The sequence below is a fragment of the Rhodococcus sp. G6(2025) genome (genome assembly GCF_058628105.1).
Window position 1 is genome coordinate 7,738,936 of record NZ_CP179750.1, and the last position, 25,868, is coordinate 7,764,803.

The 25,868-nt window shown below is 67.9% G+C and carries 21 protein-coding genes; 10 read left to right on the plus strand and 11 right to left on the minus strand.

Annotated features, from left to right (window positions below; translation table 11 throughout):
- The first annotated feature begins 44 nt into the window (after nucleotides 1-44).
- Nucleotides 45-1,295: a T3SS (YopN, CesT) and YbjN peptide-binding chaperone 1 gene (locus ACLIVD_RS35880; protein WP_491931612.1), complete on the plus strand. Its 1,251-nt coding sequence runs from the start codon at nucleotides 45-47 to the stop codon at nucleotides 1,293-1,295.
- On the opposite strand, the gene ACLIVD_RS35885 is transcribed toward ACLIVD_RS35880, so the two are convergent.
- From ACLIVD_RS35885 to ACLIVD_RS35915, 7 genes are all read right to left on the minus strand, one after another.
- The gene (locus ACLIVD_RS35885) at nucleotides 1,292-3,511 is read right to left on the minus strand and encodes a transglycosylase domain-containing protein (RefSeq protein ID WP_491931613.1); all 2,220 of its coding nucleotides are present in this window, start codon (nucleotides 3,509-3,511) and stop codon (nucleotides 1,292-1,294) included. The genes ACLIVD_RS35880 and ACLIVD_RS35885 overlap by 4 nt on opposite strands.
- Before the next feature lie 150 nt (nucleotides 3,512-3,661).
- Entirely contained in the window at nucleotides 3,662-3,853 is a 192-nt protein-coding gene (locus ACLIVD_RS35890) for a hypothetical protein (protein WP_105420079.1), read from the minus strand.
- Between the two features lie 33 nt (nucleotides 3,854-3,886).
- Complete coding sequence (locus ACLIVD_RS35895; protein ID WP_005249640.1) at nucleotides 3,887-4,780, minus strand: carbohydrate ABC transporter permease; 894 nt, start codon at nucleotides 4,778-4,780, stop codon at nucleotides 3,887-3,889.
- Nucleotides 4,777-5,826: a carbohydrate ABC transporter permease gene (locus ACLIVD_RS35900; RefSeq protein ID WP_491931614.1), complete on the minus strand. Its 1,050-nt coding sequence runs from the start codon at nucleotides 5,824-5,826 to the stop codon at nucleotides 4,777-4,779. The genes ACLIVD_RS35895 and ACLIVD_RS35900 overlap by 4 nt, the downstream gene beginning before the upstream one ends.
- A 15-nt stretch (nucleotides 5,827-5,841) precedes the next feature.
- Nucleotides 5,842-7,116, minus strand: a complete 1,275-nt coding sequence (locus tag ACLIVD_RS35905; protein WP_491931615.1) for an ABC transporter substrate-binding protein — start codon at nucleotides 7,114-7,116, stop codon at nucleotides 5,842-5,844.
- A 159-nt stretch (nucleotides 7,117-7,275) separates the two neighbouring features.
- Nucleotides 7,276-8,349: an ABC transporter ATP-binding protein gene (locus tag ACLIVD_RS35910; RefSeq protein WP_283352219.1), complete on the minus strand. Its 1,074-nt coding sequence runs from the start codon at nucleotides 8,347-8,349 to the stop codon at nucleotides 7,276-7,278.
- A gap of 337 nt (nucleotides 8,350-8,686) precedes the next feature.
- Nucleotides 8,687-9,616: a ferredoxin family protein gene (locus ACLIVD_RS35915; protein WP_491931616.1), complete on the minus strand. Its 930-nt coding sequence runs from the start codon at nucleotides 9,614-9,616 to the stop codon at nucleotides 8,687-8,689.
- A 62-nt stretch (nucleotides 9,617-9,678) separates the two neighbouring features.
- Between ACLIVD_RS35915 and ACLIVD_RS35920 the strand changes: the two genes are divergently transcribed.
- The 3 genes from ACLIVD_RS35920 (at nucleotide 9,679) to ACLIVD_RS35930 (ending at nucleotide 12,060) form a co-directional block, all read left to right on the plus strand.
- A complete protein-coding gene (locus ACLIVD_RS35920; RefSeq protein WP_491931617.1) occupies nucleotides 9,679-10,647 on the plus strand; it encodes an ABC transporter substrate-binding protein in 969 nt (322 codons plus the stop codon).
- Nucleotides 10,648-10,720: 73 nt separating this feature from the next.
- A complete protein-coding gene (locus tag ACLIVD_RS35925; protein ID WP_317571459.1) occupies nucleotides 10,721-11,539 on the plus strand; it encodes a DUF2786 domain-containing protein in 819 nt (272 codons plus the stop codon).
- A complete protein-coding gene (locus tag ACLIVD_RS35930) occupies nucleotides 11,536-12,060 on the plus strand; it encodes a TIGR04338 family metallohydrolase (protein WP_041811575.1) in 525 nt (174 codons plus the stop codon). The genes ACLIVD_RS35925 and ACLIVD_RS35930 overlap by 4 nt, the downstream gene beginning before the upstream one ends.
- A 6-nt stretch (nucleotides 12,061-12,066) precedes the next feature.
- Here ACLIVD_RS35930 and ACLIVD_RS35935 read toward each other — a convergent pair whose 3' ends face one another.
- On the minus strand, nucleotides 12,067-12,546 hold the full coding sequence (locus ACLIVD_RS35935; RefSeq protein ID WP_317571457.1) for a nitroreductase family deazaflavin-dependent oxidoreductase: 480 nt from the start codon (nucleotides 12,544-12,546) through the stop codon (nucleotides 12,067-12,069).
- A 237-nt stretch (nucleotides 12,547-12,783) separates the two neighbouring features.
- On the opposite strand from ACLIVD_RS35935, the gene ACLIVD_RS35940 reads away from it, so the two are divergent.
- Entirely contained in the window at nucleotides 12,784-13,578 is a 795-nt protein-coding gene (locus ACLIVD_RS35940; RefSeq protein WP_005264455.1) for an LLM class F420-dependent oxidoreductase, read from the plus strand.
- A 68-nt stretch (nucleotides 13,579-13,646) separates the two neighbouring features.
- Here the strand turns inward: ACLIVD_RS35940 and ACLIVD_RS35945 are convergent, their stop codons facing one another.
- Nucleotides 13,647-14,861, minus strand: coding sequence for an acetyl-CoA C-acetyltransferase (locus ACLIVD_RS35945; RefSeq protein WP_491931618.1), 1,215 nt, complete (start codon nucleotides 14,859-14,861; stop codon nucleotides 13,647-13,649).
- 243 nt (nucleotides 14,862-15,104) lie between these two features.
- On the opposite strand from ACLIVD_RS35945, the gene ACLIVD_RS35950 reads away from it, so the two are divergent.
- The 5 genes from ACLIVD_RS35950 to ACLIVD_RS35970 all read left to right on the plus strand — a co-directional run bounded on the left by ACLIVD_RS35950 (nucleotide 15,105) and on the right by ACLIVD_RS35970 (nucleotide 22,570).
- Nucleotides 15,105-16,334, plus strand: coding sequence for a DDE-type integrase/transposase/recombinase (locus ACLIVD_RS35950; RefSeq protein WP_164060291.1), 1,230 nt, complete (start codon nucleotides 15,105-15,107; stop codon nucleotides 16,332-16,334).
- A gap of 144 nt (nucleotides 16,335-16,478) precedes the next feature.
- Complete coding sequence (locus tag ACLIVD_RS35955; RefSeq protein WP_491931619.1) at nucleotides 16,479-17,945, plus strand: class I adenylate-forming enzyme family protein; 1,467 nt, start codon at nucleotides 16,479-16,481, stop codon at nucleotides 17,943-17,945.
- Nucleotides 17,946-18,009: 64 nt separating this feature from the next.
- Nucleotides 18,010-19,830, plus strand: coding sequence for a DUF3556 domain-containing protein (locus tag ACLIVD_RS35960; RefSeq protein WP_491931620.1), 1,821 nt, complete (start codon nucleotides 18,010-18,012; stop codon nucleotides 19,828-19,830).
- On the plus strand, nucleotides 19,827-21,260 hold the full coding sequence (locus ACLIVD_RS35965) for a phytoene desaturase family protein (protein ID WP_491931621.1): 1,434 nt from the start codon (nucleotides 19,827-19,829) through the stop codon (nucleotides 21,258-21,260). The genes ACLIVD_RS35960 and ACLIVD_RS35965 overlap by 4 nt, the downstream gene beginning before the upstream one ends.
- Nucleotides 21,257-22,570: a PucR family transcriptional regulator gene (locus ACLIVD_RS35970; RefSeq protein ID WP_491931622.1), complete on the plus strand. Its 1,314-nt coding sequence runs from the start codon at nucleotides 21,257-21,259 to the stop codon at nucleotides 22,568-22,570. Before ACLIVD_RS35965 ends, ACLIVD_RS35970 begins: the two co-directional genes overlap by 4 nt.
- 68 nt (nucleotides 22,571-22,638) lie before the next feature.
- Here ACLIVD_RS35970 and ACLIVD_RS35975 read toward each other — a convergent pair whose 3' ends face one another.
- Together ACLIVD_RS35975 and ACLIVD_RS35980 are read right to left on the minus strand one after the other, a co-directional pair.
- Nucleotides 22,639-24,330: an acyl-CoA dehydrogenase family protein gene (locus ACLIVD_RS35975; RefSeq protein ID WP_491931623.1), complete on the minus strand. Its 1,692-nt coding sequence runs from the start codon at nucleotides 24,328-24,330 to the stop codon at nucleotides 22,639-22,641.
- Between the two features lie 18 nt (nucleotides 24,331-24,348).
- Nucleotides 24,349-25,854 carry a class I adenylate-forming enzyme family protein gene (locus ACLIVD_RS35980; RefSeq protein ID WP_491931624.1) on the minus strand — a complete coding sequence of 502 codons (1,506 nt, stop codon included), beginning with the start codon at nucleotides 25,852-25,854 and terminating at the stop codon, nucleotides 24,349-24,351.
- Nucleotides 25,855-25,868 lie beyond the last annotated feature (14 nt).

Here is a 25,868-nt window from a genome sequence, read left to right on the forward strand (position 1 = left end):
CCCTCCCTCTACGGTGACACCCAGGATTCATCGAGGGAGGCGTGATGTCCGACAACACTTTCGATCGAGAGATCGACGACGCTTGGACCGAGCTCCAGGACCGTCTGACCGGGTACGTGCACGCTATGGAGGACGACGACGAACTGGTGCTGCAGTCGCAGTACGACAGCGTCGACGACGGCCTCGTCGAGACCGCCGCGTGCGTGCGATTCTTCGCGTGGGCCGGCGACAAGGTGCGGTGCGAGGTGCCGTCCAACCGCTTCCTGCACCCGGCGCGGGCGCTCACCGAGGAGGAGCACGATCGGCTGATCGAGCTCGGCTGGAACCGCCCCGACCTGTGCGAGCACGCCGACGAGGGCAACGGTTCCGCGTCGTACTACCTCGACGCCGACCGGGAGGACGCCCACCTGCTGGCGTCGATGACGGTCACCGTGTTCCGGGAGATCTGGGACCTTCTGCATCCCTCGTTCCTGAAGGCGATCACCGGTGGCCGGGACGAGACTCCGGAGTTCGGCTCTGCTGACGTCCCGGCCCAGCTACGTGACGGCGCCGGGTTGCGCGACCGTGTCGATGCCGCGGTCGAATCGATGCTCGAGCAGGCACCGGGCAAGGACGCGGACGGCGACATCCTCGTCTGGGTCGGCGACCTCCCCACGTATGTGCGGGTGATCGAGGAGGACGCCCGCGTCGAGGTGTTCGCCCGCGTGGTCCACACGATCAGCGATCGCACGCGCACCGCGGAAGCGCTCGCCGACCTCAATCGCCAGTGGCCCGACATCAAGTTCCTGCTCATCGTCGACAACGTGGTCGCCGTCATGCGCGTCGACGGGTCACCGTTCGTCGCCGATCATCTGGTGTCGGTGTTCCGGATGTTCGAGCATTTCGTGGACACCGTCGACGACGCGTTCGCCGAAAAGCTCGGCGGCAAACTCAATTCCACGCCCGGCGCCACGTCCTCGTACGCCGACCACGAATGCGAGGACGAGTTCCCGGCCGCCCTCGTGACGCTGATCCACCTCGACTCCGAGAGCGGGCTCGACCCGGACGACGTGGCGGAGATCTGCGGACGCGACCGCGACACCATCCTCGAGTTCCTCCGGCTCTGCACCGAGCAGGAGTTCGAGTGGCGTCACAACGCGGAACTCGCCCGCGACGAGGAGCCCGAAGAGGCCGACATGTGCGAGGACGAGGCGACGGCCTGGGCCAAGACGAAGGAAAGCCTCCGCGCCGCGCTGCGGGTTGTGGTGCTGCCGAACAGGACTCCGCCGCGCGGCGGGATTCAGAACCTCGGCTAACCCGGCAGCGGGATGATGACGCCCGGGAGGATTTCGATCTGGGTCGGCGCCGGGACGGGTGCGGGCACCGGGGGGACGGGCGGGACCGGGACGGCCGGGGGCGGAACCTCGACGGGCGCTGGGGTGGGGGCACCGGGCGGCGGGACAACCCCGCTGGTGCCGGGTCCCGTTCCGTCGCCGCTGGTTTGACCGGACCACGTGGGCACACCGGCCTGGCCGCCGATCGGGTCGGGCCACGGGAAGTCTTCCCAATCGGTGTCTTCGAGGGCGCCGTCCATCGTGTCTTTCCAGATGTCGGACGGCAGACCCGAACCGTAGATCAGCCCGCCCCAGCTGTTGTTGATGGCGGTGGCGTCGGCCTTGCCGATCCACACCGCCGTCGCCAGCGACGGCGTGTAACCGACCATCCAGGCGTCCTTGTTCTCGCCGGTGTCCCCGAGCTGCGCCGTGCCGGTCTTCGCCGCGGACGGGCGTCCCCCCGCCAGGGCGTGGCCACGCGAGTAGGAGGCGATCGGCATCAGAGCTTGGCTGATGTTGTCGGCCACCGCGGCATCGAGCCGGCGCTCACCCGGGCTCGGCGCACGGTCCAGGAGCACGACGCCGTCGGCGGTCACGACCCGCTGCACGAAGTACGGCTGGTGGTAGATGCCCGACGCCGCGAGCGTCGCGTACGCGGACGCCATGTCGATCGGCCGCGACAGGTACTGGCCGAGGACGATCCCGCCCTCGGGTTCGCCGCCGTTCTCGCTGAGCGTCTTGCCCTGCACCCCGGGGATGAACTCCGGGATCCCCGCCTTGTGGGCGGCGTCGGCGATGGCTTGCGGACCGTTGTCCAGCGACATCATCAACCGGTAGAAGCTCGTGTTCAGCGACCGCTTCGTCGCCTCGGCGATGGTGCACGTGCCGCAGGACTCGCCCTCGACGTTGCCGATCTGCACGCTGCCGACCGTCAGCGGTGCACTGCTGAAGCGGGCGGAGAGGGGGATGCCCTGTTCCAGTGCGGCGGCCAGGCCGAACACCTTGAATGACGACCCGGTCTGCAACGGCGCCTGGGCGTAGTCGAAGCCGGCGCCGTCCTCGCCGCCGTAGTACGCGCGCACCCCGCCGGTGCGGGGATCGATCGACACGACCGCGGTCCGCAGCCCCGGATCCTCCCCTTCGAGGTTGTCGTGGACGGCGTCGATCGCGGACTGCTGCGCCCTCGGATCGATCGTGGTGGTGATCTGCAGACCCTCGGTGTTGAGAGTCTGCTCGGAAATCCCCGCGTCCGACAATTCGCGCAGCACCTGGTTGCGGATCAGGCCGTCGGGCCCCGGCGCGGAGTTGGCGTCGGTGGGCCGGTTGGACGGGGCGGTGACCGGGAATTCGGTCGCGCTGCGGTCCTGCTGAGCGAGCACACCCATCGCGACCATGCCGTCGAGGACGTAGTTCCAGCGGGCCTGCAGCTGGTCGAGGTTGGCCTCGGGGTCGAGGTAGGACGGGCTCTGGATCACGGAGGCGAGCACCGCGCCCTCGGCCACCGACAGGTCGCCGACCGGCTTGTCGAAGTAGGCGCGCGACGCCGCCTCGATGCCGTACGCGCCGCGCCCGAAGTAGATGGTGTTCAGGTAGGCGGCGAGGATCTCGTCCTTGGACCACTCGCGGGCCATCTTGGTGGAGATCACGAGTTCGCGCATCTTGCGGTACACGTTGCGGTCCGCGCCGACCAGCACGTTCTTGACGTACTGCTGCGTGATCGTCGACCCGCCGCCCGCGCTTTCCTTGCCGAGGACGTTGTCGCGGGCGGCACGCATGAACCCGGTGACGGAGAAGCCGGGGTTGGAGTAGAAGTTGCGGTCCTCCGCCGACAGGACGGCGTCGCGGACGTGCTGGGGAATGGCGTCGAGCGCGATCTCGGTGCGGTTGCCCTCCGGCGGGATCACCTTGGTCAGCTCGGTGGTGCCGTCGGCGGCGAAGACGGTGGCCACCTGGTTGGTCTTCATGTCCGACGGGCGCGGGACCTCGGCGCGGACGTAACTGACCAGGAACCCGACGAGGGGGACGACCAGCAGCAACGCGATCACGACCAGGCTGACCCGGCGGACCGTGCGCCACCGGTTGCGCTTCTTCTGCCCGTCCGGTGGTGGAGTGGTCGTGTCAGCCGCACCGTCGTCCACGGGCGGTGTGCCCCCCGGTTCGGAGGCATGATTGCCCGTCGCGTCGTTGCCAGAACTCACTTCCACACTCCCGGTCAGTTATCCGGTCACGGAGGATCATCGCACCCACCCGTACGTATGTTATGTGAACGGCCTCGAGTGTGACGCTCGCCGCGCTAACGGTCAGCAAATATCCATACCGACCGTACTGTTCATACCGACCGTACTGTTTCAGTGCACCCGATTCCGGGCGACGATCGCCAGCCCCGACAGCACCAGGCATCCGAGCAACACCAGCGCGGGGGTGACGCCGGGGTCGCCGCGGACGACCTCGACGACAGCGGCGATGAACGCCATCACCGTGAAGAACCCGAGGACGCCGATCAGAACCTCGAGCCGCTGCCGCTTCGCCACCGGATGCATGGCCGACACCTTTCCCCTCGCTCCGCTCGACCGTCAGCTCTTCACGCCGCCGGCCGTCAAACCCGACACGATGCGACGCTGGAACAGCAGCACCATGATCACCAGCGGAATGGTGACGATCGTGCCCGCCGCCATGATCGCCGCGTACGGCACGACGTGCGGGTCGTTGCCGGAGAACCGGGCGATCGCGACCGTGACCGGTTCGGTGGCATCGCTGGAGAGCTGGCTGGCGAGCAGGTATTCGTTGACGGTCGCGATGAACGCGAGGATGGCGGTGGTGAACAGGGCGGGCGCCGCGAGCGGCAACATCACCAGACGGAACGCCTGACCGCGGCTGGCGCCGTCGATCCGGGCCGCCTCCTCGAGCTCCCAGGGGAGTTCCTTGAAGAACGACGTCAGCGTGTAGATGGTGAGCGGCAGGACGAACGAGATGTTCGGGATGATCATCGCCTGGTAGGTGCCGATCCAGCCGATGTTCGTGAACAGCTGGAACAGCGGAGTGACGAGGGCGACGACGGGGAACATCGACGCGCCGAGCACGATCCCGACCACCACGTACTTGAACCGGAACTCGATGCGGGCCAGCGCGTAGGCGGTGAAGATGCCGACGGCGAGGGCGACGACGGTGGTGATACCGCCGATGATCATGCTGTTGACGACGGCCCGGGTGAAGTTGTTGCCGCTGCTCGTCGACAGCGCGTTCTGGAAGTTCTCGAGCGTGACGTGCGTGGGCCAGGGTGTGGTGTCGAACGTGTAGTCGGGGTCGCGGAACGCCGTCACCATCATCCAGTAGAACGGTGCGAGCCCCCAGACGAGGATGATCGCGACACCGATGTAGATGCGGGAGTTCTTGAAAGCGAACCGCTTCGGACGGTTGCGGCGGACGGGCCTGCTCGGGAGTTCGAGTTCCGGGGCGCGATGGGTCACGACTTCGGCCCCTTTCGCTGGGCTTCCTGAGTCTCGACGGCGTTGGCACCGAGGAACTTCACGAGGACGAACGCCACCGCGAAGATCAGGAGGAACGTGATGGTGGAGAGCGCGGACGCGCTGTTGAACCCTTGCCGCACCTGGTCGACCACGAGGATCGACACCGTCGTGGTGGCAGGGTTGCCGCCGGTCAGGATGGCGGGGAGGTCGTACATGCGCAGGGCGTCCATCGTGCGGAACAGGATCGCGACCATCAGCGCCGGCTTCACCAGCGGGAGCGTGATCTGCCGGAACCGCTGCCACGCGGAGGCGCCGTCGACCCGCGCCGCCTCGTACACGTCCTGCGGGATCATCTGCAGGCCGGCGAGGATCAGCAGGGCCATGAAGGGGGTGGTCTTCCAGACGTCCGAGATGATCACCGCGAATCGCGCGGGCCAGGCGTCCGACGTCCACAGGATCTCGGTGCCGAGGAGGCGGTTGGCGATGCCGTCGTAGGCGAAGATGAAGTACCAGAGCTTGGCGGTGACCGCGGTCGGGATGGCCCACGGGATCAGGACCGCCGCACGCAGCAGTGCGCGGCCCTTGAACGTCTTGCCCATGATGATCGCCATCCACAGGCCGATCGCGACCTCGAGGCCCACCGTGACGACCGTGAAGAACGCGGTGTTCCCGACGGCCGACCAGAACTGCGAGCCGAGCGTGCCGGGCGGGCACGCCACGGCCACGCCGCTCGGGGAGGTGCACTGCTGCAGAATCCAGTGCGTGTAGTTGGTGAATCCGGCCCAGCCGCCCTCGACGAACATGCCAGTCGACGGATCGAGTCCCGCGTCCTTCTGGAACGACATCACCACTGCCCGGATCACCGGGTAGCCGATGACGACGGCCAGCACGGCCAGCGTCGGGACGACGAACAGCCACGCGCGGCGACTGCTCAGCCCAAAGCGTCGCCTGTTCTCGCTCACCTCACGCGAACCGCGGCCGGGGTCGTTATCCCCGGCCGCGGGACGGGTCGGCGCTCCACTGGTGGTCCCAGTCGGAACGGCCATGTTCACTCCTGTGCTCTACGAGCCTGCGGACTGGATGCCGGACTGCATGTCCGTGATCGCCTGATCCACCGACTTCTCACCCTTGATGGCAGCGTAGGCGTTGTCCTGCACGGCCTTCGACACGGCGGGGTAGAACGGCGTGACCGGACGGGGGACGGCGTTCTCGATCGACACCTTCAGCGTCGGCATGAACGGGTAGGCCGCGATGATCTCCGGGTCGTCGTACAGTGCGGCGCGGACCGGCGGCAGCGAGCCCGTGGCGATGATCCGCTGCGCCTGCTCACCCTGCAGGAAGGTCAGGAAGTCGCGGGCCGTGGCCTTGTTCTCGGAGTACGCACTGATGGCCGCGTTGTAGCCACCGAGGGTCGAGGCGCCGATGCCGTCCTTGCCGGGCAGCGGGGCGACCGCGAACTTGCCCTTGACCGCGGACGAATCCTTGTCGGCGGTGCCGTACACGTACGGCCAGTTGCGCAGGAACAACGCCTTGCCGTCCTCGAACGCCTTCTGGCTCTCGGGCTCCTTGAACGTGGTGTCCTGGGCCGGGATGTCACCGTTCTTGAAGTTGTCGACCAAAACCTGCAGGCCGGCGCGGGCCTCGGGGCTGTCGACGGTCGGCGTCTTGCCGTCCTCGCCGACGAACGAGCCGCCGTACGCGTTGATGACCTCGGCGGTGTTCACCGTCAGGCCCTCGTACGGTGCGAACTGACCGGCGTAGCAGTCGATGTTGTTGGTCTTCGCGACCTCACACGCGGCGGCCAGCTCGGCCCACGTCTTCGGTGCGGCGGGCAGCAGGTCGCTGCGGTAGTACAGCAGGCCGCCGTTGGTGTTCTTCGGCGCGGCGTACTGGGTGCCGTTGTAGGTGGCGCTGTCGACCGTGGCGGGGAGGATTCCGGTGTTGTCCACCGCGAACTCGCCGGTCAGCGGCTGCAGCCAGCCCTTGGCCGCGAACTCCGCGGTCCAGGGGACGTCGAGCGCGACGACGTCGTAGTCGGACTGCTTGGCCTGCAGGTGCTGGACCAGGTCGTCGTGCGCCTGATCGGCGTCATTCGACTGCTCCTTGAACGTCACCTGCTCGTCCGGGTGCTCGGCGTTCCACGCGTCGATGATCTGGCGGACGACACCGGTCTCGGTGGTGTCCTTGCCCTCGACGTACGTGATGGGTCCGCGACCGTCGAGGTTCTCCGACGTGGAGTCGCTGCCGCTGTCGCTCGAGCAAGCGGTGAGCGTGACCAGCGAGGCAGCGGTGGCAAACACCGCGGCGCGCCGGACCGCTCTCGAAATCTGAACCATGGAGTCTCCCCGTAGGTAGATGTGGATGAACCCGTTACCGGCACGACAGAACTCGCGGCACCGGCGCGGTGTCGGAACATACTGTGGCATGGAACACCGTCGAAGTGCCGCATTACCCCCGACCTGAATCGGTCACGAGCCGTTCCGTTCACCGCCGGTTCAGCTCAGCCGGTAGCCCTCGGACGCCGAGAACAGGTGCACCTGGGACGGGTCGACGTGCAGTTTCACCAGGTCACCCTTGCGGGGCGGGTTCCGCCAGTCGGCGCGGGCCACCAACTGCTGCGTCTCCCCGTTGACGGTGCTGCGGCCGTAGATGTAGGCGTCGGATCCGAGTTCCTCCACCACCGCGACCTCCATCGGGATACCGGTGGTCGACAGTTCCAGGTGTTCGGGGCGGATCCCGACGACGACCTCACGTTCGTCGGTATCCGCGCGCAGCTGCCGGGGCAGCGGAATGGTCGCGTCGCCGAGCACGACCCCGTCGGGGGTGATCGGCAGCGTGAAGAGGTTCATCGACGGCGACCCCATGAAGCCGGCGACGAACACGTTGGCGGGCCGGTTGTAGAGGTCGCGGGGCGACGCGCACTGCTGCAAAACCCCGTCCTTCAGCACCGCCACCCGGTCGCCCATCGTCATGGCCTCGACCTGGTCGTGCGTCACGTACACCATCGTCGTCTCGAGCCGGCGCTGCAGCTGCGCGATCTGGGTGCGCGTCTGCACGCGGAGCTTCGCGTCGAGGTTGGACAGCGGCTCGTCCATCAGGAACACCTGCGGCTGCCGGACGATGGCACGTCCCATCGCGACACGCTGCCGCTGACCGCCGGACAGCGCTTTCGGCTTGCGGTCCAGGTACGGCTCGAGGTCGAGGAGTTTCGCCGTCTCCTCCACACGCGTGCGGATGTCGTCCTTCGCGGCGCCGGCGAGCTTGAGCGCGAAACCCATGTTCTCGGCCACCGACATGTGCGGGTACAGCGCATAGTTCTGGAACACCATCGCGATGTCGCGTTCCTTGGGTTCCTGGGTGGTGACGTCGCGGTCACCGATGAGGATCCGTCCGCTGTGGACGTCCTCGAGCCCGGCCAGCATCCGCAGCGACGTCGACTTGCCGCAGCCGGACGGGCCGACGAGGACCAGGAACTCACCGTCCTCGATCTTCAGGTCGAGCGTATCGACGGCCGGTTTGTCCGAGCCGGGGAACAGGCAGGTGGCACCGTCATAGGTCACTGTGGCCATGAACGTCGAAGTCCCTTCTACCCGGCGCCGCGCACAGGTGCGTGAGAATGTACCTGTTGACGCACTTTCTCACTCACCTACGGGTCGGTGGATGATCGGCTCGCGCAACCGCCGTCAGGCCTCGTCGCGAAGCCACCGATGACGATTCGGCCGAATTAGCCTCGGTCCGAATCATGTTGGTGGCATTCATCTACAGGTTTCTCCACAGCTGGGGATGAATGTGCCGATGAATCGGCGCGGTGAATTCCGCGTGAACACCACGAGTCGCCGGCGCAACCGCAAACGAGACCTCCTGCCGCAAGGGGCGCTTCGCGCCCGTGCGCCTTTTTTGGTTGCCCTAGCTACCAGAACGGCGCACGGGTGGCGGAGCCGCCTCGAACCGGTCCGGGCTGTCCACGACACCCGCGCTGCAGGCGGTCAGGCGGGGTTCGGCGCGGGTCGTGCGAACCCGGACCAGGTCGGTGCCGTCCGGATGCCGGACCAGGACGTCGGTGTCGCCGTCCGGGCGTGGGACCGCCGACAGCGGGATCACGTCGTCGAGTCCGAGCAGCGACCGCTCGGCCCGCACGGTGTGCTCGGCGAACTGCATCACCGGGTCGTCGGCGCACCGGCCGCGATAGTGCTCGAGCACCACGCGTCCGCGATCGTGTTCGGCGACAATGTGTTCCGCGGACTCCGCGGTGACCCGGCCGTAGTAGATGCCCGACGGCAGGCACACCACGGTCGCGGCGAACCGGTCGCCGCCGACGTGCGTCGACTCCCAGACCCGTCCGTCGCGGTGGCCGAGGCCGGTGACGACGGGGCGTCCGAACGACGCGCAGCAGGCGTCCTTCTTGCCGTGGGTGCAGACGAGGAACAGTGACTCGGTGGGGTCGAGGCGTTCCCCCACTCCGGGTGGCAGGTCGAGATCGAGGTCGAGCAGCTCCCGGTCCTCACGCACCAGCAGACGCTCCGCCCAGCCGTCGGCTCGTCCGGGACGCACGAGGTAGACGTGACGTCCGGCGGCGACGTCGCGGCGCTGCCGGGTGCGGATCAGCACCGGACGCACTCCCGCGTCGGCGCACCGGGCGGCGAGCGCGTCGCCCAGGACAGGGTCGAGGCGGCTCTGCCGGAGCCGGTCGCGGCCCCACGGTCCGGGTTGCTCGATCAGCAGCCAGCCGCGCACCCGGGGCGCGGTGCCGCACAACGGCTCCTGGAGTGACCGGGAGAGCGCCGCGCAGGCCGGTGGCCTCCACCCCTCGGGCGACATCGTCGTCTGCACGCTCACGCAGCAGACTGTATAAGGTTAGGTTCGCCTATCTTCTACCCCCTTCGAGATCGAGGTCCAGGATGCGTTCAGCCACGTGCTCTCCGAATGTCACCGACGTCCAATGGCAGGAGATCGTCGACGCCCTGACGCGACGCGAATTCGGGGCCGGGCTGGGAGCAGCCGCACTGGCCGCCCTCACCGCCGCCTGCGCGCGACCCGACGCGGCAACCGGCAGTGACAGCGGCGCCCAGCGCACCGTCACCCACGCCATGGGCACGACGACGGTGAGCAACCGGCCCAGTCGCATCGTCGCCCTCGACAGCCTGCCTATCGACACCGTCGTCACGCTCGGGAAGACACCGGTCGGGGCTGCTCAGGCCGGTTCCGCCGACGCGCTGCCCGCCTACCTGGGCGGCGGTCTCGACAGCACCACCGTCGTCGGATCGATCGCCGAACCGAACCTCGAGGCGATCGCCGCGCTGCAGCCCGACCTCATCCTCAGCAGCAAGCAGCGGCACGGCGACCTGTACTACGCGCTGTCCGCGATCGCGCCCACCGTCTTCTCGGTGTCGCCTGCGGTCGACTGGCAGGGGACTCTCCGGTTGTTCGCCGAGGCCATGGGTGAGACGGAAGCAGCCGAGCAGAAGCTGTCGGCGTTCCACGCCCGCGCCGCCGCGTTGACCGAAACCAACCGGGGACGCACCGCGCACGTCATCCGCGTGATGGACGACGGTCTGCGCCTGCACGGACCCGGCACGTTCTCCGGTTCCGTGCTGACCGCGGCCGGCTACACCATCACCGGGCAGCCGTGGGACGCGAAGAACGACATGTCCGAGATCTCGCTCGAGAACGTCGCCCAGATCGACTCCGACATCGCGTTCGTCGCCAACACGTCCGCACCGGGAGAACTGGGGATCGACCCCGTACTCATCGGGCAGATGGGGCCGTCACGACGCGACGGTGTCCGCCAGACCGACTACCGGGTGTGGATCACCGGCATCGGCCTCACCGGCGCAAACCTGATCCTCGACGACCTCGAGCGGCTGTAGGCGGCTCCGCCGCCCGTGCGCCTTTTTGGTAGCGCCGACGACCAGAAAGGCGCACGGGGGCTAGCCTGCCTGGGTGAGTTCCGACAAGATGCTGACCCGCATCGGTGGGCTCCTCCGGCAGGCGGAATCCACCGACAACCCGCACGAGGGCGAGGCCTTCATGGCCGCCGCCCAGCGGCTCGCCACCGCCTCCTCGATCGACCTCGCGGTGGCGCGCGCACACGCGGCGGGCCGGGAGAAGCGCGCCACTCCCACGCAGCGCCTGATCACCATCGGTGAACCGGGGAAGAAGGGTCTGCGCACGTACGCGCAACTGTTCCTGGTGATCGCCGCCGCCAACGACGTCCAGTGCGACATCGCCCAGACGTCGGCCGTCATCTACGCGTACGGGTTCGCCGGCGACATCGACGTCTGCGAAGCCCTGTACGCGAGCCTGCTGATCCAGATGGTCCGGGCGTCCGACTCCTACATCAAGTCGGGGGAGTACCGCGGCGAGACGACGGTGCGGACGCAGGTCGAGAAGCGCGGACGCCGTCGCGTCGCGACACGGGTGCGGCGCCCCGTCGCCGGTGTCACCGCCCGGTTGAACTTCCAGCTCGCCTACGCCGCGCGGATCGGGCAGCGCCTCGCCGACGCCAAGAAGGAGGCCGAGGAGCAGGCGGTGTCCGTGCCGGAGTCGTCGGCGGAGACGGCGCTGGTCCTGCGCGACAAACAGCTCGAGCTGAAGGACTACTACTCGGAGAACTCGCAGGCCCGCGGCACGTGGCGCGGAGGGCGGGCGTCCGCAGGACATTCGTCGAGCGCCCGCCGGGCAGGCGACCGCGCCGCCCGGACCGCCCGCCTGAGCAACTCACCCGAACTGTCGACCGCCCGCAAGCAGATCCCGTCGTGAAGCGACCCCGCGACACTCAGCGGACCGCCGTGTACGACGCGGAAGCCCTCGTGCGCACCATGTTCGACCGCGCCGACGAGCGCGGGCTGCGCGTCGTGGACGTGATGGGGTCGCAGGTGACGCTGCCGGTGGAACGCAAATTTGCGTCGATCGACTCGGTGCAGGACTACGTCGACCGGGTGCTCGCCCTGAACTGGGTGCGGTCGACGTGGACGCGGGCGGCCACCCCGGTTCACGTCCGCGCGCGGTCGGGCAACAAGGCCGCCCACTACGAAAGCGATTGCGCCACAATCGCGGTCCCCGAGCATCGGAACGGAAATGCCTGGGCGTTCCGCGAACTGGTGGTGCTCCACGAGGTGGCCCATCACCTGGATCCGTCCGACCCCGAGTACCCGACGGTCGCACCGCACGGACCGGAGTACGTGGACCGCTACCTCACCCTGGTCGGGGAGATCATCGGCCCCGAGGCGGCATTCGTCCTGCGGACCATGCTCCTCGCGGGCGGGGTGCGGCTGAACTGAGGCGCCTCAGACGCGGGGGCGCAGCCGGACGAAACGGATCTCACGGCCGGCCGCCCGGAAGTCGGCCGCGCTGCCGTCGACGTCGAAGCCCATGCCTCGGGCGATCCGCATTCCGAGTTTCGGATGCTCCGACCCGTAGTGCGCCATGAAGTCCGCACCGGTCTCGGGGTCGAGGAATTCGGCTGTGACGGACAGTCGCCGGCGGCCCAGCTGGATCCTCGCGTTCGGCTGCGCCCGCAGGTTCCGGTACCAATCGGACTTGGGACCGAACCCGGCGGCCAGCACGTAGCCGTCGCCGACGGCGTCGTGGTTGACCACCTCGAGCACGACCTGCCGCCGGGCGCCGGTCTTGCGCCCGACGTGTTCGAGGAGCAGGAATCGGCCCCCGAGGAGAAAACCGAGGTGGACGCGGTAGAGGTAGATCGGCGCGCGGAAGAACGCCCGCCGGATGCCGGTGGGCGGGTCAGGCCTCTGCGTGACCTTCACACACCCAGTCTTCCACGTCCGCCGTGCAGTCGGGCGGTGATGCGTCCTCGTCCATTTCGGAGACGATGGGCGGAAGACGCGCCGACAACCGGGTGAATGTACCGCTTGGCGTATCTGGGGCGCCGGACGGTACATTCGCCCGCTCAAATCGCCCGCTCGGCGGGTTCGTTGTGCGCCCGACCGTCGCGCGAGCACTATGGATCGAGAAGGCCCAACGTCTACTCCGAGGAGCCACGAATGACTCGTCCAGTTCGCATCGGTGTCCAACTTCAGCCGCAGCACGCGCCCGACTACGGGCTGATCCGCGACGCGGTACTGCGCGCCGAGGACGCCGGCGTCGACATCGTCTTCAACTGGGATCATTTCTATCCGCTGTACGGCGACCCGGCCGGCGCCCACTTCGAGTGCTGGACGATGCTCGGGGCGTTCGCCGAGCAGACGGAGCGGGTGGAGATCGGCGCACTCGTCACGTGTGCCGGCTACCGGAACCCGGATCTGCTCGCCGACATGGCCCGCACCGTCGACCACATCAGCGGTGGACGGCTGATCCTGGGCATCGGCTCGGGTTGGTTCGAGCGCGACTACGACGAGTACGGCTACGAATTCGGTACCGCGGGATCGCGGCTGAACCTGCTCGCCGAGTACCTTCCGCGGATCACCGCCCGGTTCGGCAAGCTGGAACCCGCACCCACCCGGCACATTCCGATCCTCATCGGCGGTGGCGGCGAGAAGAAGACACTGCCGCTGGTCGGGCAGTACGGCGACATCTGGCACAGCTTCAGCGACATGGACACGTACAAACGTAAGTCGGGGATCCTCGCCGGGTACGCACGGGATGCCGGACGCAGCCCCGACAGCATCCAGCACTCCACGTCGTGGCCGGGTGTCGACGACGCGGCAGCCCACGTCGACGCCGGCGTCACCCTGTTCACCGTCGGTGTGGGCGGACCCGACTACGACCTCGGCACGCTGAAGGAGGCCATCGCCTGGCGCGACGAGAACACCCCGCCGCCGCTGTCGGGCCTGGCGTAGGCGCTTCGCACCCGTGCGCCTTTGTGGTTGTTCTGGCTACCAAAAAGGCGCACGGGCGGCGGAGCCGCCTACAGCCGCTCGAGGACCATGGCCATGCCCTGTCCGCCTCCGACGCACATGGTTTCGAGGCCGAACTGCTTGTCGTGGGTGGTCAGGTTGTTGAGCAGGGTCGCGGTGATGCGGGCACCGGTCATGCCGAACGGGTGGCCGAGGGCGATCGCGCCGCCGGAGACGTTGAGCTTGTCCTCGTCGATGTTCAGCTCCCGCGCCGACCCGATCACCTGCACGGCGAACGCCTCGTTGATCTCGACGAGGTCGATGTCGGAGATGCCCAGTCCCGCGATGGCGAGGGCCCGCTTGGACGCCTCGATCGGGCCAAGTCCCATGATCTCCGGCGACAGCCCGGACACCCCGGTGGACACGATCCGGGCGAGCGGGGTCAGCCCCAGCTCCTTGGCCTTGGTGTCGGACATGATCACCAGGGCGGCGGCGCCGTCGTTGAGCGGGCACGCGTTGCCGGCGGTGACGGTGCCGTCCGGCCGGAACACAGGCTTGAGCTGGCTGACGGCCTCATAGGTGGTGCCGGCACGCGGGCCGTCGTCGGTGGACACGACGGTGCCGTCGGGCAGGGTCACCGGGGTGATCTCCCGCTCGAAGAAGCCCTCGTTGATTGCCGCCTCGGCGCGGTTCTGCGAACGCACCGCCCACCGGTCCTGCTCCTCGCGGGTAATGCCGGTGATCTGCGCGACGTTCTCGGCGGTCTGGCCCATCGCGATGTAGGTGTCGGGGACCAGGCCCTCCTCACGCGGGTCGACCCACTGCTGGCCGCCCTGGGCGAGCTTCTCGGTGCGGGTCTGCGCGTCGGCGTACAGCGGGTTCTGGGTGTCGGGCAGCGAGTCGGAGTTGCCCGCGGTGAACCGGGACACGGTCTCGACACCGGCGGAGATGAACACGTCGCCCTCACCGGCCTTGATCGCGTGCAGTGCCATGCGGGTGGTCTGCAGCGACGACGAACAGTACCGGGTGATGGTGGTGCCGGGGATGAAGTCGTAGCCGAGCTGGACCGCGACGTTGCGGCCCATGTTGAAACCCTGCTCGCCGCCGGGCAGGCCGCAGCCCAGGATGAGGTCGTTGATGTCGGTGGGGTCGAGCGCGGGCACCTTGTCGAGTGCCGCCTGGACCATCTGCGCGGCGAGGTCGTCGGGGCGCATGCCCTTGAGCGATCCCTTCATGGCGCGACCGATCGGGGAACGAGCGATGGAAACGATGACGGCCTCGGGCATGAGTAACTCCTACCGATTGACGTGGTGGACGGCAGTCGGTGCGGACCTGCAGCCCCTCAGTTCTAAGCATGTGCTTATTTTCTAAGCGTTCGCATATATTGACCACGCCCGCGGCACGGTGTCAACCCCCCGCGTTGACTCATCCAAAATGCCCGCGTAAGCCCCTTCGTTGCCTCACGTGAGAACGCCCGCGTAGCGGCGTGTCGATCACGTCGGTGTGGTGGTCGAGGGTAGGGCCGGAGGATGGGACTGACCATGGCTGAACGCAGAGCCGTCACCACGGCGATCGCGACCCGCTACAAGCGCGCCGACAAGCCGGGCAAAGCGAAGATCCTAGACGAACTGTGCGCCACGACCGGCTGGCATCGCGACCACGCCCGCAAGGCATTGCGGGCAGCGTTGATTCCGAAGGTGGTCCGTCCCCGAACCGGGCGCCCACCGACGTACGGGCCGAACGTTGTTGCAGCGTTGATCTTCTGCTGGGCGGTGCTGGGGATGCCTGCCGGGAAGCGGCTTGCGCCGGCACTGCCAGACCTCGTGCCCATTCTGCGTGCGTTCGGTGAACTCGACATCGACGACGCTACCGCACTGTTGCTGGTCGGCATGTCTGCAGCCACCATCGACCGACGGCTGGCGCCCGAACGCAAGAACCATGAACTCAAGGGCCGATCACATACCAAGCCCGGTTCCCTGCTCAAGTCCCAGATCCCGATCCGCACCTGGGCGCAGTGGGATGATGCGGCGCCGGGGTTCGTCGAGATCGACCTGGTCGGCCACGAGGGCGGCAACGCCGTCGGTGAGCACGCTTACACGCTGACGGTCACCGACATCGCCACCGGTTGGACCGAGAACCGCAGTGTGCGCAACAAGGCCCGCAAATGGGTCATCGCCGCACTCGACGAGATCGCTGCCATCATGCCGTTCCCACTCCTCGGCGTCGACTCCGACAACGGCAGCGAGTTCATCAACCACCACCTGCTCGACTGGTGCAACAGACAGCAGATCACCTTCACCCGCTCGCGTCCCGGAAACTCCAACGACGGGGCACACGTCGAGCAGAAGAACTGGGCCGTAGTACGCACCATCGTCGGCTATCTCCGCTATGACACCTCTGCAGAGTTGTTGCTGCTCAATCAGATCTGGGTTCTGCAGTCGCAGCTAACGAACTACTTCTACCCACAGCAGAAATTGGTGTCGAAAGAACGTGACGGCGCGAAGGTGACCAAGAAGTACGACATCGCCACCACTCCGCATCGGCGTGCAGACCAGCACGAGGCCGTCACCGGAGAGGACAAGGCCATCCTCGCCGACACGTACTCGACCATCAACCCCGCCGCCGTCCAGCGTCAGATCCAGGCATTGACCACCGAGCTCATCGCCCTCGCCACCGCCAAGAACACACCCACGAGGAGAGCCCCTCTCACGCGGGCACTTCTCGATGAGTCAACGAATCAGACTTCGCGGGCATCTTGACATGAGGCAACAGGCCCCCGGACGGTCGCGATTGTGCTCAACCGACAACGAACCGCCCGAACTCGAGCCCCCGAGGCCGTTTCTTGCACGAAACCCCGTCGATAGTGTTGTGGATCACACCACAAAGAAAGGGCGGACGAAATCGTGTCGCACATCGGCTATTTCGCTTGGGACCTCGCCGCGCAGCGCGGAGATGCGCCATGCCTGCGCGACGACCGACTCGAACTGACCTACGCACAGTTCGCGGAGCGGGTCGACGCCTTCGCCGCACAGTTGTCCGAGAACGGTGTCGGTCGTGGCGACGTCGTCGCGATCATGCTGCCGAACCGGGCGGAACTGCTCATCGCCCTGATGGCCTCCTGGCGGATCGGTGCGGCCGCGACCCCGGTCAATCCCACGTTCACCGCCAGCGAGGCGGAGTACCAGATCGACGACGCCACAGCGGTTCTCGTCGTCAACGAGGGACCCGGCGCACCGACCGGTGGCCGTCCCGTGATCGCCGTCGACGACATGGCGACCACCCCCGACCCCGCCTGGGCACCCGGCACCACCGCCGGCGGAGACGACCTCGCCCTGCTGATCTACACGTCCGGGTCGACCGGACGGCCCAAGGGCGTGATGCTCACCCACGACAACCTGCAGTTCATGAGCTCCTCGATGGTGCAGCATTTCTCGCTGACCGCCGACGACCACTGCCTCCTGATCCTCCCGCTGTTCCACGTCAACGCGATCTGCGTCAGCTTCCTGACCCCGATGCTCGCCGGCGGTCAGCTGAGCGTCACCGGACGCTTCTCACCGGCCCGGTTCTTCGACGACGTCGCCCGCCTGCGGCCGACGTACTTCTCCGCAGTCCCGACCACCTACGCCCTCCTGGTCTCCCAGGACACCGTCGGCGACACCTCCTCGCTGCGCTTCGCGGTCTGCGGGGCCGCACCGATTTCCAAGGAACTCCTCGACCACGCCGAGCAGCGTTTCGGACTCGTCATCGTGGAGGGCTACGGGCTGACGGAGGGCACCTGCGCGTCCGCGTGCAACCCGCCGGAGGGCCTTCGCAAGCCGGGCACCGTCGGCCCCGCACTGCCGGGGCAGACCATCGCGATCGTCGACGAGTCCGGCGCACCGGTGCCGGCGGGGGCGGTCGGTGAGGTGGTGATCCGGGGCGCGAACGTGATGCGCGGCTACCTCGGCCGCCCCGAGGAAACGGAACGCACCGTCGTCGACGGCTGGTTGCACACCGGCGACGTCGGCCGACTCGACGAGGACGGCTACCTCACCCTCGTCGATCGCATCAAGGACATGATCATCCGCGGCGGAGAGAACATCTACCCCAAGGAGATCGAGAACGCTCTCGCCACTCACGACGACGTCCTCGAGGCGGCCGTGATCGGAGCCCCGCACGACGTGTACGGCGAGGTGCCGGTCGCATACGTCGTCACCTACCCGGAGACCGCCGTCACCGACGTCCTCCTGGCCGACCACCTGAGCAGCCGGCTCACGAAAGTCAAACTGCCAGTGGCCATTCACATCGTCGACGCGCTGCCCCGCAACCCCGTCGGCAAGATCGACAAACCGGGACTGCGGAGTCGCCACCGGCCTGCCGCCGTCAGCTGATCCAGCAAAACCCTGCACCTCGGGACACACCCGAGGCGATGCCCTCTACCCTCAGGAGCCTCCCATGGGATTCAAGACCGGGAACTTCCCCGAAGTCGACCCCGCCACCTTCCTCGACCTTCCGTTCCGCGACCGCCTGCGCGCCATGTCGACCCATTGGGTCGACTACGGTTTCGGAACCCCGAAGATGGTGCACACCATCTACATTCTGAAACTACTCGTCCTCTACCTCGGTATCGGGCTGACGTTGGCGACGTTCACGTCCGGCCTGAACGTCCTCGACGTGGGTGCCTGGTGGAACGAGCCGATCGTCTACCAGAAGCTGATCCTGTGGACGGTGCTGCTCGAAGCGGTGGGTCTCGCCGGTTCGTGGGGTCCGCTCGCCGGGCACTTCAAGCCGATGACCGGCGGCATCCTGTACTGGCTGCACCCCGGGACCATCCGGCTCCCACCGTGGCCGGGGAAGGTGCCGCTGACCTCGGGCGACACCCGCACCGTCGGCGACGTCCTGATCTACTCGGCCCTGCTGATCAACATCATTGTGGCGCTGTTACTTCCGGGCGTGCACACGTCGTCGATCGACGCGGCCCTCACCGACAACTCCGGACTCGTCCGCCCCGCGGTGTTGTTTCCCCTGATCGCGCTGCTGGTGCTGATCGGTCTGCGCGACAAGGTCATCTTCATCGCCGCCCGCAGCGAGCAGTACCTGCCCGCGATCGTCTTCTTCGGGGTCCTGCCGTTCGTCGACATGATCATCGCGCTGAAGCTGCTGATCGTCTCGGTGTGGGTCGGGGCGGGCGTCTCCAAGCTCGGACACCACTTCTCGATGGTGGTGCCGCCGATGCTGAGCAACACCCCGTGGATGCCGTTCAAGAAGATCAAGCGCGCGCACTACCGCAACTTCCCCGAAGACCTGCGGCCGTCGATCGTCGCCGGAGGTGTCGCCCACGTGCTCGGGACGGTCGTGGAGGTGGTGACCCCGCTGGTGCTGCTGTTCTCCACCAACCGCACGCTGACGCTGCTGGCGGTCGCGCTGATGGTCGCGTTCCACCTGTTCATCCTGTCCACGTTCCCGCTGGCGGTGCCGCTCGAGTGGAACCTGCTGTTCGCCTACGCGTCGATCTTCCTGTTCCTCGGATTCCCCGCCTGGGACGGGTACGGCGTCGCCGACATGTCCTCGGTGTGGCTGACCGCGGTGATCGTCGCCGCCCTGGTGTTCTTCCCGATCCTCGGCAACCTGCGCCCCGACCTCGTGTCGTTCCTGCCCTCGATGCGGCAGTACGCAGGAAACTGGGCGTCCGCCACCTGGGCCTTCGCACCGGGCGCCGAGGAGAAGCTCGACGAGCACATCATCCGTCCCACCAAGAACACGCGCACCCAGCTGCTCGCCACCTACCCGCCGGAGGTCGCGGACGTGGTGATGCACCAGTTGCTCGGCTGGCGGTCGATGCACAGCCAGGGGCGGGCGTTGTTCTCGCTGATGATGCGCCACCTCGGCGACGACATCGACACCTACTCGCTGCGCGAGGCGGAGTTCAGCTGCAACTCGCTGGTGGCATTCAACTTCGGTGACGGTCACCTGCACAACGAGTTCCTGATCGCGGCACTCCAGAGGCGCTGCAACTTCGCTCCTGGCGAGTTCGTCGTCGCGTGGATCGAATCGCAGCCCATCCACAGGGGCACTCAGCAGTACAAGGTGATCGACGCCGCCCTCGGCGTCATCGAGCGGGGAACGTACAAGGTGTCCGACGCGATCAACGAGCAGCCGTGGCTGCCGAACGGTCCCATTCCGTTCGACGTGCAGTGGACACTGGACGGAGACGACTCGAACGTGCGGACGCGGGAGGCGCAGATGCAGAAGACAGATCTGGTGGTGCGGCCGTGACCACCGCAGTTGTCGTCGGCAGCGGGCCCAACGGGCTCGCCGCCGCGGTCCACCTCGCCCGCCACGGCGTCGACGTCCAGGTCCTCGAGGCCGCCGACACCATCGGCGGCGGTACCCGCTCCGGCGAACTCACCGTCCCCGGACTGCTGCACGACGAGTGCTCGGCGTTCCACCCGATGGGTGCCGGATCGCCGTATCTGCAGACCCTCGACCTCGGCCGGTACGGGTTGACGTGGAAGTGGCCGGAGATCGACTGCGCCCACCCCCTCGACTCCGGAGAGGCGGGGTTGCTGCACCGGTCGATCGCGGCTACCGCCGCCGGACTCGGCGAGGACGGCGCGCGCTGGCAGCGCATGTTCGGCGGACTCGCCGACGGCTTCGACGACCTGGCCGCCGACCTCATGCGTCCGATCGTGAACGTGCCCCGGCACCCGCTCCGGCTCGCCGGCTTCGGGCCCCGGGCGTTACTCCCGGCCGCCGTGACGGCCCGCTGGTGGCGCACCGACAAGGCCCGCGCACTGTTCGGCGGTGCCGCCGCGCACGCCTACTACCGTCTCGACCGTCCGGCCACGTCCGCGGTCGGGATGATGATCGTCGCCGCCGGGCACCGCTACGGGTGGCCCGTCGCCGAGGGCGGATCGCAGTCGATCACCGGCGCACTCGCCGCCCTGCTGACCGACCGGGGCGGCAAGATCACCACCGGTGTCCACGTCCGCGAGTGGAACGAACTCCCGACCGCCGACGTCGTCCTGCTGGACGTCGCGCCGTCCGCCGCGCTCGGCATCCTGGGCGCTCGCCTGCCCGACCGGGTGGCCCGCGCATACCGCCGGTTCAAGCACGCGCCCGCCGCGTTCAAGGTCGACTTCGCCATCCAGGGCGGGGTGCCGTGGACCGATCCCGAATGTGGACGCGCCGGGACCGTCCACCTGGGTGGGAGCTTCGCCGAGATCGCGGCCGCCGAACGCGACGTCGCTGCGGGCCGGATGCCGGAGCGGCCGTTCGTGCTCCTCGGTCAGCAGTACCTCGCCGATCCCGGTCGGTCGAACGGCGATCTGCATCCGCTGTACGCGTACGCCCATGTGCCGCAAGGCTACTCGGGCGACGCGTCCGAGGCGATCACCGCACAGATCGAGCGATTCGCCCCCGGTTTCCGGGACCGCATCGTCGCCACGGTCAGCAGCGGACCGGCTCGTCTGGCCGCGTCGAATCCCAATTACGTCGGCGGCGACATCATCGGCGGGGCGAACACCGAAACCCAGGTCGTGCTGCGTCCGCGCATCGCCCTCGACCCGTACAGCACCGGGGTCCCCGGCACGTACCTGTGTTCGGCCTCCACACCGCCCGGCGCCGGGGCACACGGGATGTGCGGATACAACGCGGCGCAATCGGCCCTGCGCTATCTGCGCAAGGGCGGAGGGGACGTGCTGTGAGCAGTCCCGCCCCCGGCGACCGCGGCGCCGGTGCCAGGCGCCGCATGGCGCGGGTGCCCGCGATGGCGGAGGCCGAGGTCCTCGACATCGTCGCCGGCATCGCCCGGAAACTCGATGCGCGGCAGGCGGAGATCACCCGCACGATGAGCGCGCTGCTCGCGCACGAGATCGACCAACTCGACGAAGACCCGCAACTCGTCGAACTGCTCGAGGCGAGCGTGAACGGCAACGTCTCGACGATCGTGCACGTCCTCGCCAACGACATTCCCGTCGATCATTTGCAGCCCACCACCGCCGCCGTGGAGTACGCGCTGCGACTGGCGCAACGCGACGTGTCGTCGAACTCGCTGGTTCGCGCGTACCACATGGGTCAGGACGACCTGATCAAGATCTGCTACGACGAGGTCAGCGCCCTCCAACTGTCCGGACCGCTGACACTCGCTGTGCTCAAACATATTTCGGAGGTCGTGTACAGCTACATCGACTGGATCACCCTCTACGTGTTCGACGCCTACGAGCAGGAACGCCGGCGATGGCTGGGTGCCCGCGGCAACGTCCACTCGTCGACCATCCACACCCTCCTCACCGGAACCGGCAACGACGGGTCCGCGTTCGAGGCCGAGACCCACTACCGGCTCGAGCAGACGCATGTCGCGATGATCCTGTGGTCCACCGGTCCCGACACCGAGGCGAGCCTCAACGCACTCGACCACTACGTGCGGGATCTCGCCCGCCACCTCGCCACCGACTCCGCACCCATCGTCACCGCCATCGACCGCCGAACCCTGTGGGCCTGGCTGCCTTTCGGCCGCCGGAAACCCGTCCTCGACACCACCGAACTCGCCGCAACCCTGCCCGCGAACCCGGGCATCCGGACCGCGATCGGACTGCCCGCGTCCGGGGTCGCGGGATTCCGGCGGTCGCACGAACAGGCGCGCGCCGCCTACTCCGTGGCCACCGTGCCCAACACCCCGGCCCGTCCGATCGTCGGCTTCGGCGACCGCGGCGTCGCCGTCGTCTCCCTCCTCGCCGAGAACCTGGACTCCACCCGGGCCTGGGTGTGGGAGGTCCTCGGCCCGCTCGCGGAGAACACCGACCAGGCCGCGACACTGCGGTCCACGCTCAGCACCTACTTCGCGACCGGCGAAAGCCACCTCCACACCGCCCAGCAGATGAACCTCCACCGCAACACCGTCAAATACCGCATCACCAAAGCCCTCGGTGAGCCCGCCACCGGCACCCACAGCAAGCTGGATCTCGCACTCGCCCTGCAGGTGTGCGAGTTCTTGGGGCCGACGGTGCTGAAGTAGGCCCTCCGGGCTTGTGCGCCTTTCTGGTTGTTCCAGCTACCAAAAAGGCGCACGGGCGGCGGAGCCGCCTACGCCCGACTGAGGATGGACCCGAGATCGGCGGAGGGGGAGAGGGTGCCGTACTCGTGCGTGCGGTCGGGGCCGAGGCGGGCGTCGACGAATGCATCGGCGACGGCGGCAGGCGAGAACCGGGTCAGCAGCGACGCCTGGAGTGCGAGGGCCATCGATTCGACGACGGTGCGGGCGCGCAACTGGGCGCGGGCAGGGTCCTCGGTGGCGAGTTCGCCGAGCTGGCGACGGACCCGGTCGAGGTGCTCGTCGAGCACCGCGTTGCTGCCGCGGGCCAGGTTCACCTCGGCGTCGAATGCGGCGACGCTGTCGGGTTCGCGGGTCATCGCGCGCAGGACGTCGAGGGCGATGACGTTGCCCGACCCCTCCCACACGGCCATGACGGGCTGCTCCCGGTAGCGGCGGGCGAGCGGAAAGTCCTCGGTGTACCCGTTGCCGCCCAGGCATTCCAGTGCCTCGTACGCGTGGTGCGGGCCGCGCTTGCAGATCCAGTACTTCGCGACCGCGGTCGCGAGCCGGCGGAAGCTGCGTTCCTGTTCGCTCGCGTCCTCGTCGTGTGCCCGGGCGAGGCGCAGCGCGGTGACGGTGGCCGCCTCCGACTCCAGTGCCAGGTCGGCCAGCACCGATGTCATGGCCGGCTGATCGGCCAGGACCTTCCCGAACGCGGAGCGGTGCCGGGCGTGCCACACTGCCTCGGCGACGGACTGCCGCATTCCGGCGGTGCTGCCGAGCACGCAGTCGAGGCGGGTGCGCGCGACCATCTCGATGATGGTGCGGACGCCGCGTCCCGGTTCGCCGACCATGATGCCGACTGTGCCGTCGAGTTCGATCTCGGATGACGCGTTGGACTTGTTGCCCAGCTTGTTCTTCAGCCGCTGGATGCGGAAGACGTTGCGGGTGCCGTCCGGGAGGATGCGGGGCAGCAGGAAGCACGAGAGGCCGTCGCCGCCCGCGCCTTCCGCTTGCGCGAGGACGAGGAACGCGTCGGACATCGGAGCGGAGCAGAACCACTTGTGCCCGGTCAGCAGGTAGTCGGCGCCGGGACCGCCGCGTCCGGCGGGTGTCGCGACGGTGGTGTTGGCCCGGACGTCGGAGCCGCCCTGCTTCTCCGTCATGGACATGCCGAAGATCGCGGACGCCTTGTCGGGTGCGTCGAGTGCGGGGGTGTAGCTGCGGGACAGCGCGCGCGGTTTCCAGATCGCGGCGACGTCGGGTTGCAGGTCGAGGGAGGGGATGACGGCGTTGGTCATCGAGATCGGGCAGGAGTGTCCGGGTTCGATCTGCGCGAACATCATGAATGCCGCTGCGCGAGCGACGTTCGCGCCGGGCTTCGGGTCGGCCCACGCCGACGTGTGCGCCCCGTGCGCGACGGCTGCGGAGATGATCCGGTGGTACGCGGGGTGGTATTCGACCTCGTCGATCCGGTTGCCCCAGCGGTCGAACGTCTTCAGTTCGGGGATGATCGTGTTGGCGAGTTCGGCGTCGTGCTGGAACGTGGCGCTGCCGACGAGTGCACCGATGTCGGTGAGTTCGCCGGTGGCCCAGTCGGCGTCGTGGCGGCGCACGCCCTCGGCCAGCACCGTGTCGAGGGTGAACTCGTTGACGTCGGCGCGGGGCGCCGACTGGTTGAGCACGGTGTGCGTCCGGTGGGGTGCGGGATGGGTGACGTTCGTGTCGGAAAATATAGTCATGGCAGTGTCTTTCGTGAGTCAGCTCGCGGAGCGGATCAGGTGCTTCTGGATCTTGCCGGTGGGGGTGCGGGGCAGCACGGTGGCGAAGACGTAGTCGCGCGGAATCTTGTAGCGCGCCAGCTTGTCCGACAGGTAGTCGCGGATGTCGTCGGCACCCACGACGTCCGGTTCACGCCACACGACGTGCGCGACGACGGTCTCGCCCCATTCGGGGTGCGGCCGCCCCACCACCGCGACGTCCACGACGTCGGGATGGCCGGAGATGGCGTCCTCGACTTCCTTGGAATAGACGTTCTCGCCGCCGGTGATAATCATGTCTTTCGCCCGGTCGACGATGAAGAGGTAGCCGTCGTCGTCCTGGCGTGCGAGATCGCCTGTGCGGTACCAGCCGCCGTCGCCGAATACGGCTGCGGTGGCGTCGGGGTCGTCGAGGTAGCCCTGCATCACGGTCTCGGTGCGCAGCCAGATCTCGCCGATCTCCCCGGCGGGCACGTCGATGCCGTCGGGGCCGGCCAGGCGCATGTCGACGCCGGCGAGCGCCGCCCGGCCGATCGAGCCGGCCTTCGCGAGCTGTTCCTCCGGGTAGAGGACGGCCCCCACGGGACCGGTCTCCGTCATCCCGTACACCTGGTAGAAGCGGGTGGTCCGGTACGACTCGACGAGTCGGCGCGCCACGTCGGCGCCGATCGGTCCGCCGCCGTAGAGCCAGGCCCGGACGCTGGAGAGGTCGTAGTCGGTGAAGTCCGGCACCGCATTCAGTGCCGTGGTGTAGATGACCGGCGGACCGAAGCACAGCGTAATGCGTTGCTGCTGTATCGCTTCCAGGAAGTGGACGGAGTGGTACTCGCGGACGAGCACGACGGTGCCGCCCATGTACAGCGTCGCCATCAGCCAGTTGTTGAGCGGCGACGCGTGCCAGATCGGGACGGCCATCAGCAGTCGCTCGTCACGGGTGATCGACAGACCGAGGGCCGCCGTGGTCGCCACGAGCACGACGTTGCGGTGGCTGTGCACGCAGCCCTTGGGCGCGCCGGTGGTGCCGGACGTGTAGAGGATTTCGGCGGGGTCGTTCTCGTCCGGCTCGATGCCGTCGATGCCGTCCAGGTCCGCGATTGCGTCGTCGAAGAAGGCGTGGCCCGCCACGGTGGTGTCGGTGGACAGCAGCTGCACCGGCGTCTCGAGTCGCTCGATGACGGGTGCGAGTGCGCCGTCGAAGACGCATACCTTCACCTGCGCGTGCCGCAGGATGTAGTCCACCTCGGATGCCTGCATCTTGTGGTTGACCGGCACCACCACCGCGCCGATGCGCCAGGCGCCGAGCATCGCGTAGACGAATCCGGGGGTGTTGAAACACATCAGAGCGACGCGGTCGCCGTGCTCGACCCCCAGTGTCCGCAGCAGGGCGGCGGCCCGGCGGCTGCCGTCCTGCACGGAACCATACGTATGGTCGCGACCCTGGAAATGGAGAAACGCCTCGTCGGGCGCCTTCCGGGCGTTGCTGTCGAATACGCGAACGATGTTCATCGCGCTCCTTGGAG

Bases quoted from the DNA above. Each gene is read 5' to 3' on its own strand.
- ACLIVD_RS35980 (WP_491931624.1), bottom strand. From the start codon at position 25,854: ATGAACATCGTTCGCGTATTCGACAGCAACGCCCGGAAGGCGCCCGAC.
- ACLIVD_RS35890 (WP_105420079.1), bottom strand. From the start codon at position 3,853: ATGCATCCGGTGGCGAAGCGGCAGCGGCTCGAGGTTCTGATCGGCGTC.
- ACLIVD_RS35910 (WP_283352219.1), bottom strand. From the start codon at position 8,349: ATGGCCACAGTGACCTATGACGGTGCCACCTGCCTGTTCCCCGGCTCG.
- ACLIVD_RS35950 (WP_164060291.1), top strand. From the start codon at position 15,105: ATGGGACTGACCATGGCTGAACGCAGAGCCGTCACCACGGCGATCGCG.
- ACLIVD_RS35960 (WP_491931620.1), top strand. From the start codon at position 18,010: ATGGGATTCAAGACCGGGAACTTCCCCGAAGTCGACCCCGCCACCTTC.
- ACLIVD_RS35940 (WP_005264455.1), top strand. From the start codon at position 12,784: ATGACTCGTCCAGTTCGCATCGGTGTCCAACTTCAGCCGCAGCACGCG.
- ACLIVD_RS35945 (WP_491931618.1), bottom strand. From the start codon at position 14,861: ATGCCCGAGGCCGTCATCGTTTCCATCGCTCGTTCCCCGATCGGTCGC.
- ACLIVD_RS35880 (WP_491931612.1), top strand. From the start codon at position 45: ATGTCCGACAACACTTTCGATCGAGAGATCGACGACGCTTGGACCGAG.
- ACLIVD_RS35975 (WP_491931623.1), bottom strand. From the start codon at position 24,330: ATGACTATATTTTCCGACACGAACGTCACCCATCCCGCACCCCACCGG.
- ACLIVD_RS35900 (WP_491931614.1), bottom strand. From the start codon at position 5,826: ATGGCCGTTCCGACTGGGACCACCAGTGGAGCGCCGACCCGTCCCGCG.
- ACLIVD_RS35920 (WP_491931617.1), top strand. From the start codon at position 9,679: ATGCGTTCAGCCACGTGCTCTCCGAATGTCACCGACGTCCAATGGCAG.
- ACLIVD_RS35905 (WP_491931615.1), bottom strand. From the start codon at position 7,116: ATGGTTCAGATTTCGAGAGCGGTCCGGCGCGCCGCGGTGTTTGCCACC.